The organism is Mycobacterium sp. NGS35, from assembly GCF_059812855.1.
On sequence record NZ_JCALDL010000005.1, the window covers coordinates 251880 to 267398 of the forward strand.

16 protein-coding genes are annotated in these 15519 nt (G+C 66.1%); 3 read left to right on the forward strand and 13 right to left on the reverse strand.

What is annotated here, in order from left to right:
• The first annotated feature begins 3 nt into the window (after nucleotides 1-3).
• Nucleotides 4-831 (forward strand): alpha/beta fold hydrolase, encoded by an 828-nt coding sequence (locus AC5Y4C_RS11580; protein ID WP_499962759.1) that lies wholly within the window; start codon nucleotides 4-6, stop codon nucleotides 829-831.
• A gap of 9 nt (nucleotides 832-840) precedes the next feature.
• Here the strand turns inward: AC5Y4C_RS11580 and AC5Y4C_RS11585 are convergent, their stop codons facing one another.
• From AC5Y4C_RS11585 to AC5Y4C_RS11635, 11 genes are all read right to left on the reverse strand, one after another.
• Nucleotides 841-1983: an alkaline phosphatase family protein gene (locus AC5Y4C_RS11585; RefSeq protein ID WP_499962758.1), complete on the reverse strand. Its 1143-nt coding sequence runs from the start codon at nucleotides 1981-1983 to the stop codon at nucleotides 841-843.
• Nucleotides 1980-2654 (reverse strand): alpha/beta hydrolase family protein, encoded by a 675-nt coding sequence (locus tag AC5Y4C_RS11590; protein ID WP_499908241.1) that lies wholly within the window; start codon nucleotides 2652-2654, stop codon nucleotides 1980-1982. Before AC5Y4C_RS11590 ends, AC5Y4C_RS11585 begins: the two co-directional genes overlap by 4 nt.
• Before the next feature lie 73 nt (nucleotides 2655-2727).
• Nucleotides 2728-3273: an Rv1352/Rv1906c domain-containing protein gene (locus AC5Y4C_RS11595; protein WP_499962756.1), complete on the reverse strand. Its 546-nt coding sequence runs from the start codon at nucleotides 3271-3273 to the stop codon at nucleotides 2728-2730.
• A gap of 61 nt (nucleotides 3274-3334) precedes the next feature.
• Nucleotides 3335-4330, reverse strand: coding sequence for a magnesium transporter CorA family protein (locus tag AC5Y4C_RS11600; protein ID WP_499908237.1), 996 nt, complete (start codon nucleotides 4328-4330; stop codon nucleotides 3335-3337).
• A gap of 54 nt (nucleotides 4331-4384) precedes the next feature.
• The gene (locus AC5Y4C_RS11605) at nucleotides 4385-4843 is read right to left on the reverse strand and encodes an STAS domain-containing protein (RefSeq protein WP_499908234.1); all 459 of its coding nucleotides are present in this window, start codon (nucleotides 4841-4843) and stop codon (nucleotides 4385-4387) included.
• Nucleotides 4844-4954: 111 nt separating this feature from the next.
• Nucleotides 4955-5395 (reverse strand): response regulator, encoded by a 441-nt coding sequence (locus AC5Y4C_RS11610; protein ID WP_499908230.1) that lies wholly within the window; start codon nucleotides 5393-5395, stop codon nucleotides 4955-4957.
• Entirely contained in the window at nucleotides 5392-6972 is a 1581-nt protein-coding gene (locus AC5Y4C_RS11615; protein ID WP_499962990.1) for a sensor histidine kinase, read from the reverse strand. The genes AC5Y4C_RS11610 and AC5Y4C_RS11615 overlap by 4 nt, the downstream gene beginning before the upstream one ends.
• A gap of 35 nt (nucleotides 6973-7007) precedes the next feature.
• Complete coding sequence (locus tag AC5Y4C_RS11620) at nucleotides 7008-8216, reverse strand: PP2C family protein-serine/threonine phosphatase (protein WP_499962754.1); 1209 nt, start codon at nucleotides 8214-8216, stop codon at nucleotides 7008-7010.
• Between the two features lie 183 nt (nucleotides 8217-8399).
• A complete protein-coding gene (gene katG, locus AC5Y4C_RS11625; protein WP_499962752.1) occupies nucleotides 8400-10634 on the reverse strand; it encodes a catalase/peroxidase HPI in 2235 nt (744 codons plus the stop codon).
• Nucleotides 10635-10670: 36 nt separating this feature from the next.
• Entirely contained in the window at nucleotides 10671-11114 is a 444-nt protein-coding gene (locus tag AC5Y4C_RS11630; protein WP_499962750.1) for a Fur family transcriptional regulator, read from the reverse strand.
• 74 nt (nucleotides 11115-11188) lie between these two features.
• Nucleotides 11189-11944, reverse strand: coding sequence for a glutamine amidotransferase (locus AC5Y4C_RS11635; protein WP_499962748.1), 756 nt, complete (start codon nucleotides 11942-11944; stop codon nucleotides 11189-11191).
• An 88-nt stretch (nucleotides 11945-12032) separates the two neighbouring features.
• On the opposite strand from AC5Y4C_RS11635, the gene AC5Y4C_RS11640 reads away from it, so the two are divergent.
• Nucleotides 12033-13394 (forward strand): aldehyde dehydrogenase family protein, encoded by a 1362-nt coding sequence (locus AC5Y4C_RS11640; protein ID WP_499962746.1) that lies wholly within the window; start codon nucleotides 12033-12035, stop codon nucleotides 13392-13394.
• A gap of 255 nt (nucleotides 13395-13649) precedes the next feature.
• Here the strand turns inward: AC5Y4C_RS11640 and AC5Y4C_RS11645 are convergent, their stop codons facing one another.
• Both AC5Y4C_RS11645 and AC5Y4C_RS11650 read right to left on the reverse strand, forming a co-directional pair.
• Nucleotides 13650-13967 carry a hypothetical protein gene (locus AC5Y4C_RS11645; protein ID WP_499962744.1) on the reverse strand — a complete coding sequence of 106 codons (318 nt, stop codon included), beginning with the start codon at nucleotides 13965-13967 and terminating at the stop codon, nucleotides 13650-13652.
• Nucleotides 13968-14073: 106 nt separating this feature from the next.
• The gene (locus AC5Y4C_RS11650; RefSeq protein ID WP_499962742.1) at nucleotides 14074-14691 is read right to left on the reverse strand and encodes a hypothetical protein; all 618 of its coding nucleotides are present in this window, start codon (nucleotides 14689-14691) and stop codon (nucleotides 14074-14076) included.
• A 233-nt stretch (nucleotides 14692-14924) separates the two neighbouring features.
• Between AC5Y4C_RS11650 and AC5Y4C_RS11655 the strand changes: the two genes are divergently transcribed.
• Complete coding sequence (locus tag AC5Y4C_RS11655; protein ID WP_499962988.1) at nucleotides 14925-15395, forward strand: DIP1984 family protein; 471 nt, start codon at nucleotides 14925-14927, stop codon at nucleotides 15393-15395.
• Nucleotides 15396-15519 lie beyond the last annotated feature (124 nt).

Consider the following 15519-nt stretch of genomic DNA (forward strand, 5'->3'; position numbering starts at 1 on the left):
CGGGTGGACTTCGACCTGAGCCTGCCCTCCGGGCGTATCCGGGCCCGCCGATGGGGTGCCGAAGACGCACCGCTGCTGCTCTGCATCCACGGCCTGTCCGCCAACCTGACCGCGTTCGACTGGCTGGCGGAGCGGCTGGCCGGCCCGCACCGGCAGGTCGTCGCCATCGACCTGCGCGGCCGGGGGCGCAGTGAGATCACGCCGCCGGGCACCTACGGACTGGAAAGCCACGCCCGTGATGTCCTGGCGGTCGCCGGTGCGCTCGGCGTCGGTGAATTCGACATCGCCGGCTGGTCGCTCGGCGCGCTGATCTCGATGCGGGTGGCCTTACACGACCGCAGCCGGTTGCGCAGCGTGACGCTGATCGACCACGCCGGGCCGACGGATCCGGCGGCGCTGGCCCCGATCCGGTCAGGCCTGGGACGCCTCGATGCGGTGGTGCCGACGCCGCAGGCGTACGTGGACGCCATTCGCGGGGCCGGGGTGATCGAGCCGTGGTCGCCGTTCTGGGACAGCTATTACACCTACGAACTCCAGCAACGCGACGATGGCTCGTGGAGTCCGTCGACGTCGCGCGCCGCGGCCGAGGAGGATCTCTACCAGCCGTGGCCGCGCGACTGGACGGAGCACTGGCGCGCCCTCACGATGCCGACCGTGCTGGTGCGTGCGAAGAAGCCACTCAACGGTGCGCTCATCGTCGGAGACAACGCGGTCGACGCGCTGCGGGCGGCGAACCCTGCGGTGCGCGTCGTCGAGACTCCGCAGGCCAACCACTTCACGTGCATCGTGGACCCGCTGACAGCACAGGCGATCGAAATGGTTCTGCGGTAACCGCAGGACTCAGCCGTAGGCCAGCAACAGCGGAACGCGCTGCTCGGCGGCGGTCAGTGAGCCGTGCTGGCCGATCAGCGCCGACTCGGCAGGCTCGGCCGTACGCCGGACTACGGCCGCCGAGCCGCGCGCCGCGGCCACCACATCGCCGATACGCGGGCGGACCGCGTCGGTAACTCGCGCACCGAACCAGCCCGCGGCGATTGCCTCGTCCCGCGACACCACCCAGGCCTTCTCCGCGAGCGTCTCCCGCCACGCAGCCAGCACAGAGTCGGCGGCGCCGTCCTCGACGTAAACGTGCCGGGCCCGCGGCTCCCCGCCGATGGCCTGCACTCCGTCGAGCAGGGGTGGGCAGGTGTCGGCGTCGACGACGTCGGAGTGCTCGACAGTCACCATGCCGTGGTCGGCGACGACCGCGAGCAGCCCGCCGGGCGGCAAGGCCTCGACCACCGATTCGACGAGCCGGTCCACCTGCCGCAACTGCATCCGCCACGCTTCCGAGCCGGGACCGTACAGATGTCCGACCAGGTCGAGGTGTCCGTGGTAGCCGTAGCAGAACCCGCCACCGGCGACCGCCTCACGCACGCGGGCGACGAGATCGCCTATGGCCAGGACACCGACGTAGCGGCCGCCGCGCAGCACTGCGCGGGTCAACCCCGAGTCGGTGAAATCCGCGCCGGATATCACGCGCACGTCGACGCCCGCCGATGCCGCCCGCTCGAACGTCGTCGGCATCGGCTGCACCTGCTCGGGCGGCGCGTCGGCGCGAAGGTCACCGCCCCCCGGGTGGCCGCGCCACCGCAGCGCGCTCATCATCCCGGTACCGGGCAACCGGAACGACAGGCCAACCATGCCGTGCTCGCCGGACCGGCAACCGGTGCCCAGCGCGGCGAGTCCGGCCACCGTGGTGGACGGGAACCCCACCTGCAGCGTCGGCCCTCGCATCTCTGCCAGCACCGGCGCATCGGCCGTGTACGCGTTCAGGAGTTCGGCGCCGAGACCGTCGATGAGCAGCACGCACGCGCCAGAAATGTTGCCTCGCAGCGGGATTCGGCCTTCAAAGCCGCTCGCACCCATTGCGGCCAACACCGACGGATTCACGTCGGCCAGGTGCGGCAGGTCCGCGTCCGGCCGCGGGAGCTGCGCACTCAACGCCCGAGCACCGCTGCAATCCGTGCAGCGACGCCGCCGGCGACCGCCATCGTTTCGGTGTCGTCGGCAGGGCCATAGCGGTCGGCGACGGGGTCATACCGCGCGCCGGCAATCGCGGCGTGGTCGGTAGGCAGCTCGACGAGCTCGACCGGCCACTGGTGCTGCCGCAGCGTCGCCGCGAAGTCCCGGCTCGCCTGCACGGGCACCACGTCGTCGGCGTCGCCGTGCAGCAGCGTGAACGGCGTCCGATGCCGGCCGGCACGCAGGTCGGTGCCGGGCTGCTTGCCGGAGATCGGGTCGGCGGCCATGAAGGCACCGGCCAGGCAGACCGTATGGGCGAGGGACACGCCGAAGTCATCGGCGTGCAGCGTGAATCCCGCCGCGGCAGCCCCGCCCATCGACCAGCCGACGAGCGCCACGGGTTCTGCATCGTGAACACGTTGACGCAAAAAGGCGACAGATCCCAGCAGATCGGCGCGCCCACCATCGTCGGCATGCGAATTCCAGTCCGGGACAACCACTTTCAGGCCATGGCCGGCGATCAATTCGGCGAGCGGTCGAACCGCCTCGCGGGCGTCGGTTTGCATCCCGTGCCAGACCAGGACGGTGCCGTGGGCGGCGTCGCCGTACAGGTCGACCAGACGGCCAGGGGCGTACTCGTCGGTGTGCATCCGCCAATTGTGCCCGAACAGGCGGACCGGGCAACGGGCGATCGAAAGATCAACGCCCGCAGGGGCTTTCGGTCTAGCTGCCCGGTGGCCGACCAGCGCGGGCAGTGATGTCGCCGAGGATGCCCTGCAGCTGCGCGCCGGCGACAGCCGGTGGGACGGCAGCGGGCGGTGCCGCGTCGGTGAGCTGCCAGGCCTGACAGCCGCTGGTCTTGAAGGTTTGATCGCCCTGATCGATGTGAACGACTTGCGGCTTCTTGCTCAACGCGTTGTCGATGATGCTGCCATCAGCGCCGAGTCGCTTCCAGTAGCAGGTGCCGTTGGCGACCGGGCCGGCAGATGCGTAATTGCCGGGCATGATGTCGGTTCCGACGGTATAGCTGCCGTCGTGGTTAATTACTGTCTTGGGACCGGCGGGTGCCTCTGCGGCTGCCCCTGCCGACGGGGCGGCCCCTGCCGGCGGTGCCGCGGCTGCCGACGGGGCGGCCTCTGGCGGAGGTCCCGGCAGCGGGCCTGGCGGCGGTCCAGGCAGCGGGCCGGTCGGGTCTGCGCCCGCCAGACCAGCAGAAAGGCACCACGCCATAAGCGCGGCGGCGACCATCGATGGCTTTGTCCACCCCATAACGCAACAGGGTACGCGTCGGGCCGCCTTCAGCGAGATCGACGCTCCCTGCGTCCTGAGCTCACAGCCAGTCGCGGCGCCGGAACATGACGTACAGCACCGTCATGAGCACGACGATCAACACGCTGCTGGCAATGAATCCCGAGATCACACCAAAGCCGGGGTAGGGGACGTTTTGACCGTAGAAACCGGTGATCGCGGTAGGCACCGCGATGATGGCCGCCCACCCCGTCAACTTCTTCATGATCGTGTTGAGCCTCGCGTCTTGCAGCGACAGATTCGTCTCGAAGATCGTCGTGATCATGTCGCGCAGCGACTCGGTCCATTCCGACACTCTCAGGACGTGGTCGTACAAGTCGGCGTAGAGCGGATCGAGTTCATGCCCGGCCTGCACGTCGACACGCCGATGCTGGATGGAGTTGACCACCTCCCGCATCGGTAGGGCCACCCGGCGCAGGTTGACCAGATCGCGGCGCATCTGGAAGGTCCGGCGCTGGAAGTTGCTCTTGCGTGCCCTGTCGTCGAACAGTTCGTCCTCGATGCCCTCGATGCAGTCGTCGAGCGCCTCGACCGCGTCGAAATGGCTGTCGACCACCACATCCAGCAATCCGTGCACCAGAGCGCCGACACCGTATTGCTGGCCACCGATCTCGTCCCACCGGCGGATCACCGGCTCCATGTCGAAGTCGGGTGTCAAACGCACCGTGATCAAACCCTGCGGCAGCACGAACGCGGAAATCCGGTGCATCGACAACATCTGCGGCCGGTCGTTTGAGCGTGCGACGACTTGGACCGCGTAGACGGTGAAGAACGTGTGCGAGCCGTAGACCGTGGTTTTCACCCGCTCCGCGGCCGCTACGGCGTCTTCCACGGCCCAGCTGTTGAGGCCTAGTTCCTCCGCCAGCTCACACAACGCGGGATGGTCTGGATCGCAGAGGTCGGCCCATACCAGTGTGTCGGTCTCGTCGAGGTATTCGGAGATCTTGTCGAACTCGAAAGCGTCCTGGGGTTTACCCGAACGCCACACGCGACCTTGGATGTGGGGTGCTGTCTGCACCAAGCCATTTTCGCAGCCGGCCAGCTCGGCTGCCGCAGGCCGGGGGATGTGTGGCTACGCCGATTTCTTGATCAGCGGCAGCATCATCTGACGTCGCGTTGCAATCGCGTCGGCGTAGAAGTGCAAAGCCTCGTGCACGGAGCCGGCCATCGGAAGCGGTGACTCGTCGTAGAAATCGCGGCGCGGGTCGGCGATCACGTCGCCGGGCACCAACGTGCATTCCACACCGGCCGCAAGGCAGTCAGCCGCAAGCGCCGACAGAAAGGAAATGCCTTCGGCCGCAAAGACCTTGACGTCGGTCAAATCCAGAACAAGCGGGTCTTTGGCCAATACGAAACGTCGGGTGTATTCCCACACGTCTTCGGCATTGGCGGCGTCGATGCGACCCTCGACCGACACCACCGTCGCGAGGTGACGGTAGTGGGCGCGAATGTACGCGCCGTTGCACTGGAACGCGGCATTGTCGAATGGCGACGTGTCGCCGAACGCCGACGTGATGATCGTGGCGGTCATCAGCGGACCCCATTCTCGATGCGGTTATTTGCCGCAACGCTAATGCGGAAAACTAAGGTGAGCAGCAGCAGCGTCTAACTGCTTGCTAAGAAAAGACTCCCGCGACAGCCCTCACCGCTGCGGCAGCCGGACGACCTGGACGAAGAACTCGTCGATCTGGCGCACCGCGTTCATGAATTGGTCGAGATCGACCGGCTTGGTGACGTAGGCGTTGGCGTGCAACTTGTAGCTGCGCAGGATGTCCTCTTCGGCCGACGACGTCGTCAGTACGACGACGGGGATGTGGCTGAGGTCAGGGTCGGACTTGATCTGCTCCAGCAGCTGACGCCCGTCGTACTTCGGCAGATTCAAGTCGAGCAGGATCAGGTCGGGCCGCGGCGCATCCTGGTAGGGACCGCGACGGTAGAGGAAGTCGAGACCTTCTTCACCATCGTGGGCCACATGAAGATTGTTCTTGATCTTGTTGTGCTCGAACGCTTCTCGGGTGATCAGCTCGTCACCGGGATCGTCTTCGACCAGCAACACGTCGATGGGTCGACCAGCCGTTGTCATTGCGATGTTCCTTCCGGGGCGGCCGCGGCCATCTGGTCCACGGTGTCGGTCATGGTGGGCAGGGTGAAGCGGAAGCGCGTTCCGGCGGTGTAGGACGTGTCGATCCAGATGTCGCCGCCGTGGTACTCGACGATCTTCTTACACAGCGCCAGCCCGATGCCGGTGCCCGCGTAGGCGTCACGGCCATGCAGCCGCTGGAAGATCACGAACACCTTGTCGGCGAACTCTTCAGCGATTCCGATGCCGTTGTCGGTCACGCTGAACAGCCATTCGCCGTCGCGTTGCTCGCATTCGACGACGATCCGGGGCGCGACGCCCTCGCGGCGGAATTTGGCGGCGTTGCCGATCAGGTTCTGCCACAGCATCGCGAGCAACGTCGGGTCTCCGGTGATGTGCGGCAGCCGGACCGAAGGGCGCACGATCTGCGCACCCGTCTCCTCGATCGTGGTCGCGAGATTGGCCAGGGCGGTGTCCAGAGAGGCGTTGAGGTCGACGTCCGTCTGCCGCGCGTTGAGACGGCCCACGCGTGAGAAGGTCAAGAGGTCGTTGATCAGCACCTGCATCCGTTTGGCGCCGTCCACGGCGAATTGGATGTATTCCTTGCCGCGCTCGTCGAGCTTGTCGCCGTAGCGCTTCTCCAGCAATTGGCAGAACGACGCGACTTTCCGCAGCGGCTCCTGCAGATCGTGCGATGCGACGTAGGCGAATTGCTCGAGCTCTGCGTTGGAGCGCCGAAGCTCCACAGCCTGCTCGTCCAGCGCTTCCTGGGCGGCCCGCGACGCCTCCAGTTCGTCGACGATCCGCTGACGCATGTTCTGCACGTCGATCGCGATGCTCCGGATGTCTCGAGGGCCACGGGGAGTGATCTTTTCGCCGAAGTTGCCCTCGGTGATCCGCCGGCACGCCGCCGCGAGCGCAGCCAACGGCTGGGTCACCGCCCGTCGCATCAACACCGCCAGCAGTACCGCCGTGAGCAGAAACGCGGCGACCAAGACCACCAAGACCCTGTCACGCCAGGCCCTTATCTGGTCCAGCTGGTGCACGCCGTCCGTGCGCACCGCGCCCAGATGGTCGTTTTGGGCGGCGAACATTGCACGCATGCGGTCGAATTCGGCCTTGCCACGCTCCGCGGCATCACTTTTGACCACCGTTGCTGTGCCCGGTGTCACCTGTGCGATGAGCGGTTCGGCGTAGCGGGCCCGCCACCCGGCGGAGGCTCGTTCGATCGCATCGAGATCGGCGATCAGCTCGGGGCGGTTTCCCGCCTCCTGCCGAATAGCTTCGGCTGCCTCGGATTCCGCGCGTTGTCCCGCGTAATAGGGCTCGAGGAACTGCCGATCAGCGGCCAACAGATAGCCACGCACGGCGGTCTCTTGATCGCGCAATGCCGCTTGCAGTTGATAGGCGGCCACCCGTGCCGGCTGGATGTCGTCGATCAGCTCTCTGGAGACCTGGTCGGTGCGATGCAGCAACAGGGCGACGGCGACGATGCCCGCGATGACGACGACGCCCATCACCGACAGCACGATGTTCTGCCACGTCTGCACGGTGAGCTGGGATCTGCGCCTGGCGGGCATATCGGACGCCGTGCCGGGCACCGACGAGGGGGCGGTCACGCGGTCGTCCGCTCCACCCGTACCACCGCAATGTCGTCGGTCAGCCCGCCGTGCCCCTGCGCACGCTGCTCGGCCTCGTCGATGAGCGCCTCGACGAACTCGGGGCCGGGCAGCGCCGCGAGGGAGCGGGCGAGTTCGAGGAGTCCCTCCTCGCCGAGACGTTCGTTGCCTTCCCCGGAGTGGCCTTCGAAGAGTCCGTCGGTCAGCAACACAAGTCCCTTGCCGGGTGGCAGTTCGACCTGTTGGGGCTGCCAGTCGCCGGTATGCAGGCCGAGAGCCGGGCCGCCGGGCGGCTCCACCCATTCCACGGTTCCGCCGCCATGCAGCAGCATCCCGGGGTGACCGGCGCGCACCGCGGTGATCGTCGGGCTCTCGGGTGGGATGGCCAAGCTCAACACGGTCGCAAAGGTGCCTTTTCCGGCTCGTTCTGCGTGCAGGATCCGTTCCAACTGCCGCATCCGGTCGGCTCCTCGCAACCCGGTGAATGTCAATGTGCGCCAAGCGATTCGCAGTGCGACTCCGAGCGCCGCCTCGTCGGGCCCGTGGCCGGCCACGTCGCCGATCATCACGTGCACGGTGCGGTCGGGAGTCTGGACGAAGTCGTAGAAGTCGCCGCCCAGTAGCGCGTTCTCGCGGCTGGGCCGGTATTTGGCGACGATGTTCACGCCGGGGTCGTCGAGCAGCAGGGGAGAGGGCAGCAGCCCGCGTTCCAGCCGCGCGTTCTCCCGGGCGCGAAGCTGGCTGGCGTGCAAGTCAACCGCGGTCAGCTCGGCGCGCTTGCGCTCGATCGCATACAGCAGCGACCGTCGCAGCATCTCCGGTTCGACCCGGCCTTTGACGAGGTAGTCCTGGGCGCCTGAGGCCACCGCCGAGACGCCGAAGTGTTCGTCGATCAGCCCGGTGAGCACGACGATCGGCAAGGTGGCGTCCTGTTCGCAAATGCGGTCCAGCGCGGTGATGCCGTCGGCATCGGGCAGGTTCAGGTCCAACAGCACGCAATCGGGGCGAGTGCGTTGAAGCTCCCGACTGGCATCCGCCATGGATTTCGCCCATGACACGCGGATGTCTGCGCCGGCGTCGGCGATCAACTCCTCGACGAGCAACGCGTCGGCCCGGTCGTCCTCGACCAACAACACCGACAACGGTGAGGAAGGGTCGGCCGGATTGGCCACTGGCACCGGTTCCGGGTCATGCAGCGCGCGCATACATCATGTCCTTTACGTCCACGTCGCGGGGCCGCGCTTTGACCACTCTTCGGCTGACAACGTCAGACAATACCGGCGCCGGCAAGCTTCGACGGCCAGAGGTCGTGATGTCGCCTCGCCTTACCGCAAAGACACGGCACCCCGCGAGCCGTACAGCCCGCGGGGTGCCGAGAGTCGCCCGGGTCAGCGGAGATCGAACCGATCGTTGTTCATCACCTTGACCCACGCCTTGACGAAGTCGCGCACGAATTTCTCCTTCGAGTCCTCCTGTGCGTAGACCTCAGCCAGCGCGCGCAGTTGCGAGTGCGAACCGAACACCAGGTCGTTGGCGGTGGCGGTCCACTTGACCTGACCCGACGCTCGGTCGCGGCCTTCGTAGACGTTCTCCGCGTGACCGCCCTTCCACTCGGTGGCCATGTCGAGCAGGTTGACGAAGAAGTCGTTGCTCAACACGCCCGGGCGGTCGGTGAACACACCGTGCTTGGTGCCGGCGTAGTTGGCACCGAGAACCCGCAGACCGCCGATCAGAACCGTCAGCTCCGGAGCGGTCAGGTTCAGCATGTACGCGCGGTCCACCAGCAGCCGCTCCACCTGCGTCTTCTCATCCGGGCGGATGTAGTTGCGGAAACCGTCGGCGCGCGGCTCCAGGATCGCGAACGACTCCACGTCGGTCTGCTCCTGGGTGGCGTCGGTGCGGCCCGGCGCGAACGGCACTGTGACGTCGAACCCGGCGTCCTTCGCGGCCTTCTCCACCGCGGCGGAGCCGGCGAGCACGATCAGATCGGCCAGCGAGACCTTCTTGCCGCCCTCGGCGGAACCGTTGAAGTCCTGCTGGATCTTCTCGAGCACAGGCAGCACCTTGGCGAGCTCGGCCGGCTCGTTCACCTCCCAATTCTTTTGCGGCTCAAGGCGAATGCGCGCCCCGTTGGCACCGCCGCGCTTGTCGGTTCCGCGGAAGCTCGCGGCCGCCGCCCATGCCGTCTTGACCAACTGCGCCACCGACAGGCCTGACTCCAGAACCTTGGTCTTCAGCTCGGCGATGTCCTGCTCGTCGATCAACGGGTGATCGACGGCGGGCACCGGGTCCTGCCAGACGTAGGTCTCCTGTGGCACCCACGGGCCCAGGTAACGCGAGACCGGCCCCATGTCGCGGTGGAGCAGCTTGAACCACGCCTTGGCGAACGCATCGGCGAGTTCCTCGGGGTGGTCGAGCCAGCGCCGCGTGATGTCGGCGTAAATCGGGCTGAACCGCATCGACAGGTCGGTGACCAGCATGGTCGGCTTGCGCTTCTTCGACGGGTCGAAGGGATCGGGAATGATCTCCTCGGCGTCCTTGGCGACGTACTGCCACGCGCCTGCCGGGCTCTTGGTGAGCTCCCACTCGTAGCCGTACAGCGTCTCCAGGAAGCTGTTGTCCCACTTCGTCGGGGTGGGGGTCCAGACAACTTCCAGACCGCTGGTGATCGCGTCCTTGCCTACACCGGTGCCGTAGGCGCTCTTCCAGCCGAGCTGTTGCTGCTCGATCGGCGCAGCTTCCGGCTCAGGCCCGACCAGGTCGGCGTCACCGGCGCCGTGGGTCTTGCCGAACGTGTGGCCACCGACGATCAGCGCGGCGGTCTCCTCGTCGTTCATCGCCATCCGGCCGAATGTCTCGCGGATGTCGTAGGCCGCCTTGATCGGATCCGGCTCGCCTTCCGGGCCCTCCGGGTTCACGTAGATCAGGCCCATCGTGGTCGCGCCGAACGGCTCGGCGAGCTCGCGGTCACCGGAGTACCGCTTGTCGGTGCCCAACCAGGTGTCCTCGAAGCCCCACAGTGTTTCCTCGGGCTCCCAGATGTCTTCACGGCCGAAGGCGAAGCCGGCGGTCTTGAATCCCATGGACTCCAGGGCCACGTTGCCGGCCAGCACCAGCAGGTCCGCCCAGGAGATCTTGTTGCCGTACTTCTGCTTGATGGGCCACAGCAGCCTGCGCGCCTTGTCGAGGTTGGCGTTGTCGGGCCAGCTGTTGAGTGGCGCAAAGCGCTGCGCACCCTGGCCGCCGCCGCCGCGGCCGTCGTGAATGCGGTACGTGCCCGCGGCGTGCCAGCTCATGCGGATGAACAGGCCGCCGTAGTGGCCGTAGTCGGCGGGCCACCAGTCCTGCGAGGTGGTCATCACCTCGATGAGGTCACGCTTGAGCGCCTCGACGTCGAGCTTCTTGAACTCCTCCTTGTAGTCGAAGTCCGCGCCCAACGGATTGGCCTTCTCAGTCTGCGCGTGCAGCACCGAGACGTCGACCTGATTGGGCCACCAGTCCTGATTCTTCAGCGGCGCATGAGCTTTGGGCTCAGGCGAGGCGATCATCGGGTTTTCGCTCTCGCTCTTGTCGTGCGAATCGCCCTTCGAGTACGGCGGGCGGGCGTCGGATGTGTCGGACACAGCGTTCCTTTCGGGGTTAGGTGGATCGGGCTGTGATCACGGGTGTGATCCGGGTGATGCGGAGGTCGAGCAGTCAGGGCACTGGCCCCAGTAGATGACCTCGGCCTCGTCGAGGACGAAGCCGTTGTCGTCTGAGGCGGTGAGGCACGGCGCCTCGCCGACGGCACAGTCGACGTCTGCGATGACCCCGCAGGATCGGCAGACGACGTGGTGGTGGTTGTCACCGACGCGGGACTCATAGCGGGCGACGGAGCCGGACGGCTGGATTCGCCGAATCAGGCCTGCGCTGGTGAGGGCGTGCAGCACGTCGTAGACGGCCTGCCGGGACACCTCCGGCAGCGCGCCGCGCACCGCGGAGAAGATCGTTTCCGTGTCGGCATGAGGGTGGGCGTGCACAGCTTCCAGCACGGCGAGGCGCGGACGGGTCACCCGCAGCTCTGCCATGCGCAGCTGCTCCGTGTAATCCGGTGTCGGGGACACGCAGACAATATTGCCCCTTTTCTGGAATCAGTCAAGACTAAGTCTGACGCCGTGTCGGGCGAAGGCGCACCGAGTCAGCTGCGCCGCGCGTAGCGCTGGACGAATCTGCGCAAGATGGTTGGCGGATGCTTGATATCACGTTGGCGCGCTTGAACTTTCAGCGCCTCGGCCGCATCTGGATCGAAGTAGCCGTAATTCTTGTAGACGTCGATCCGCGTGCACATCCCGCCGAAGTCGAGTTCCGGGTGGAACTGCGTGGCGTACACATTCCTGCCCACGCGGAAGGCCTGCACCGGGCAATCGGGCGAATAGGCCAGGCATTCCGCTCGAGAGGGGAGTGATGTGGCCGCTTCCTTGTGACCCCCGAAGGCGTCGAATGCGTCGGGCACGTCCTCGAACAGCGGATCGCGCCGACCGGCGGGTGTCAGCCTGACGGTCACCGCTCCGACAGGTTCGGTGTAGGTGCGGTCGACAGTCGCGCCGATAACCGACCCCAGCGTACCGACGCCGTAACAGCATCCCAAGAACGGGAAGTCGCGATCCACGGCTTCGGCAATGAGCGGCAGTAGTTCGGATTCGACGCGTCGTTGCGTCGGGGTTTTCGCCTCAGGCGGATCGCTGACGTTGTAGGGACCGCCGCCGAGGATGATGCCCGACCACTGGTCGAGTTCGATCTGTCCTAGCGATTGATGGGTCAGGCGGATCCGGTGCAAACCCCGTTGGTCGAGTCCGGTGAAGCGCATGATCGCGTGGTATTCGTCCTCCGCTGCTTCGTCTTCCCCGCGGATCGACAACAGCAGAAACGGTATGTGGTCACTGTCTGGTGGCATCAGCTTCGCTCGTGAGCTCGTCGTCTTCGCCCAACCTATCGACAGTCGGACGTTGTGTTGATCATTCCGGCATGGGGTAAACGAACGCGTGCCGCAGACGATGGAAGTCACAGTCCTCGACCCACGCACCGGCGACACCGTGGCCCGGGTGCCGATCGCCGACGCCGCGACGTGTGACAAGGCCGTCGCGCGCGCCCGCACTGCGTTCGACGGGTGGGCACGCACGTCGCCGGCTGAGAGGGCATCCGCGGTCGCCGAGGCTGCCGCGGCCGTCCGGGCCGCCGCCGAAGAGCTCGCGGAGCTCAACGAGCGCGAGACCGGCAAGCTGCGTGAAGATGCGCTCGGCGGGGTAGAGGCCGGCGCAGGCACCCTGTTGCAGTACTCCGAATTGGGGCCCCTGCACCGTGGACACACGCTGCAAGGCGCCTGGGCCGCAACCGACCTCATGATCCCCGAACCGCGTGGCGTCGTGGCTGTCTTGACACCGTGGAACGACCCGGTGGCCGTCGCGGCTGGGCTTTTGGGCGCCGCTCTAGTAACCGGAAACACGGTGGTGCACAAGCCAAGTGAGCGGTGTCCGCGTACCGGCCGACGTTTTGCCGAGTTGCTTGCCGCCCACCTGCCCGACGGCGTGCTGGAAATCGTCGACGGCGACGGAACCGTCGGCGCCCGGTTGGCCGCCGACGAGCGAGTCGACGTCGTGGCGCATGTGGGCAGCAGCGCCACCGGGCGGGATATCGCCCGGACGTGCGCGGAACGCGGTGCGAAGGCGCTGCTGGAGAATGGCGGCAATGACCCACTGATTGTCGACGCCGGCGTCCAACTGCGGTGGGCCGCACAGCAAGCCGCGTTGGGTGCGTTCGCCAACGCAGGGCAGATCTGCGTCTCGGTGGAACGCATCTATGTGGTGGCGAGCGCCGCGGATGCGTTCATCGACGCACTCGTCGCCGAGGCGCGAGCGTGGTCAGATCGGATCGGGCCACTGGTAGACGAACGCCAGCGTGATCTCGTGCATCGGCACGTCACCGATGCGGTTGACCGGGGCGCGCGAGTGCTGGTCGGAGGCGAACCACGCCCGGGCCCTGGATCGTTCTATCCGCCAACGGTATTGGTGGACTGCAGGCCGGACATGCTCGTGTTCCAGGAGGAGACGTTCGGCCCTGTCGCGCCGGTCCGAGTGGTCCAGAATTTCGACGACGCGTTGACCGAAGCCGCGCACGACCGGTACGGGCTGGCCGCCACCGTGCTGACGGCGGACATGGCCCATGCGCAGACCGCTTGGCGCAGCCTGCCGGTGGGCACTGTGAAGATCAACGCTGTTTTCGGCGGGGCACCCGGTGGCGCATCGGAACCCAGACGCGCCAGCGGCAGCGGATTCGGGTTCGGGCCTGAACTCCTCGACGAGATGACCGCGATGAAGGTGGTGCACTGGTCCCCGCCGGGCAGCTGACGAACTCACGCTGAATTTCGCGCGGACTGCGTATTCGGTTACACCTCGTGTTTGCTCACTATGCAAAGCTGAATTCGGCACTCCGGCTGGTCTGCCATTGTCCGCGTTTCGGAAATGGATTTGCCGGTTTGCTGAACCAGCTCTCGCGAAGCGATAAACGTTTGCTAGCGTGCCGACTGCAAGTATGAAGCCGGACCCCTGCGGTCTTCGGCGACAGTCGGAGTCCGGCTTCGTGCTCGGTCTGAAGCTGCCGAGTTATCCGGCGCCAGCGCACCAGCCGCTGATGCAGACGTTGGCGCCGCCCGGGCCGGCGTTCGCGTCGGCACCCGGCACACTCACATTTGCGCCACCAGGACCGGCGTTGGCATTGGCGCCCGGCGCGTTGGCGTTCACGCCACCCGGCCCAGCACTCGCATCGGCACCCGGCACACTCGCATTGGCACCGTCAGGACCGGCGCTCACTTCGGAACCCGGCGTGTTGGCGTTCACGCCACCCGGCCCAGCACTCGCATCGGCACCCGGCACGTCGGCGTTGGCGCCAGCGGGTCCGGCATTAGCGTTCGCACCAGGCACATTCGCGTTCACCCCGGGTCCGCAGGGGACGCCCGCGGCGTCATTGCAGCCAGGTGGATCCAGAACGAAGCTGCTGGTGGCCAGGCCCGAGGTAGTGATCGCTGGATCAGCCCAGGCGACGGCCGCCATGGGCATGCCGGCAACCGCGGTGACGGCGGCGCCGGCGACGAACATCCGCGTAACTGACGTTTTCTTTGCTGACATGCGGTTCGGGTAACCCAGTGAACAACGGCTGAAACCGAACAGCGCCATTTTCTCGCCGTTTCCGAAAAATCCGCAATGAGATCGACGCGGGTCGGAGAGTTTCGTTTCTCATCAATAAGACTGACAGGCGTTGGATCTGTCGAGCCACTGTTGCGCATTCGCTTTCGTACTCGGCGGCGAGTTCGCGATCACGTCGTGCGGCACTGCGGTGCACTTCAGCAACGTGTATGTGCGAGATGAACTCTAGGTGATTGACAGCGTTTTCGGCGGCGACATCATGCGCACGCGCCGCAGACTCATGGGCGTTCGCCGATCGCTCGAGCTGCCGGGCTGCTGACAAGTGCGCTGCCGCTGCATGCCGCCGGGCCTCTTTCAACTGCTGACGCGCCGCTTTCGCATCGCTGGCATCGACGTGCCGGGTGGCTAGTTCATGGCGCAATTGGCGTAGTTGCTCAAGGCGTTGTTGGGCCGCCTCGATTCTCATCTTCACCCGGAGCCGCTGCGCCTCCCAGTCCGTCATCCGGTCCTCCCTGTGTCAAGCGGAGCGCCCGATAGCCCACAGCAAACACTACGATACTTTTCTCGAGTATCACGCCGCGAAAAGAGCAAATGTGGTCGGGCCGAAGGAAAGCCAGGCGGGCGGCAGAGGACCACTGGCTGGAATTGCGTTTGCTGACTGCCTCGGTCTCGATGATCATGGTTCCGCCCACGAGAAATCGGGTTACACGACTGCCACGTGAAGGGATGAAGGTTGTGAAGTTGGCGGAGGCGTTGTCGCTGCGGGCGAATGCGGTGCGCCGTATCGAACAGTTGCGCGCACGAATCGTGGGAAGCGCGCGTTATCAAGAGGGCGAAGAACCGGCCGAGGATGCGGCGGCCTTACTCGCCGAAGTCGATGGCGTGCTGAAAGAGTACGAAACGCTGATCCGGCGAATCAACCGCACGAACGCGGCCACGACGATAGGGGAGGACGAAACGCTGACCGACGCGTTGGCTCGCCGGGACGCGCTGCGTTGGCGTCACCATGTTCTCAACGCAGCCGCGGACGCGGCCTCCGGCAACAATCAGCAGGGTTATTCGCGGCAGTTGCGGTCAGAGTTGAAGATGCTGTCGGCGTTGCCGGTTGCCGAGTTGCGGGCCCAAGCCGATCAGGTGGCCCGGGAACTTCGTGAACTGGACGTGCGGATTCAACGCTCGAACTGGGAGGTGGATCTACTGGATTGAGCATGCGAGGTCGCAGCAGGTAGTCGTCGCGGAGGCGTGCACAAGCCTCTGACCGGCGGGCCAAGCCGGTCTTCAGGTGCACGGAGGGCAGTGCAGAGGGTTCAACTCCCTCGTCACACCGCAG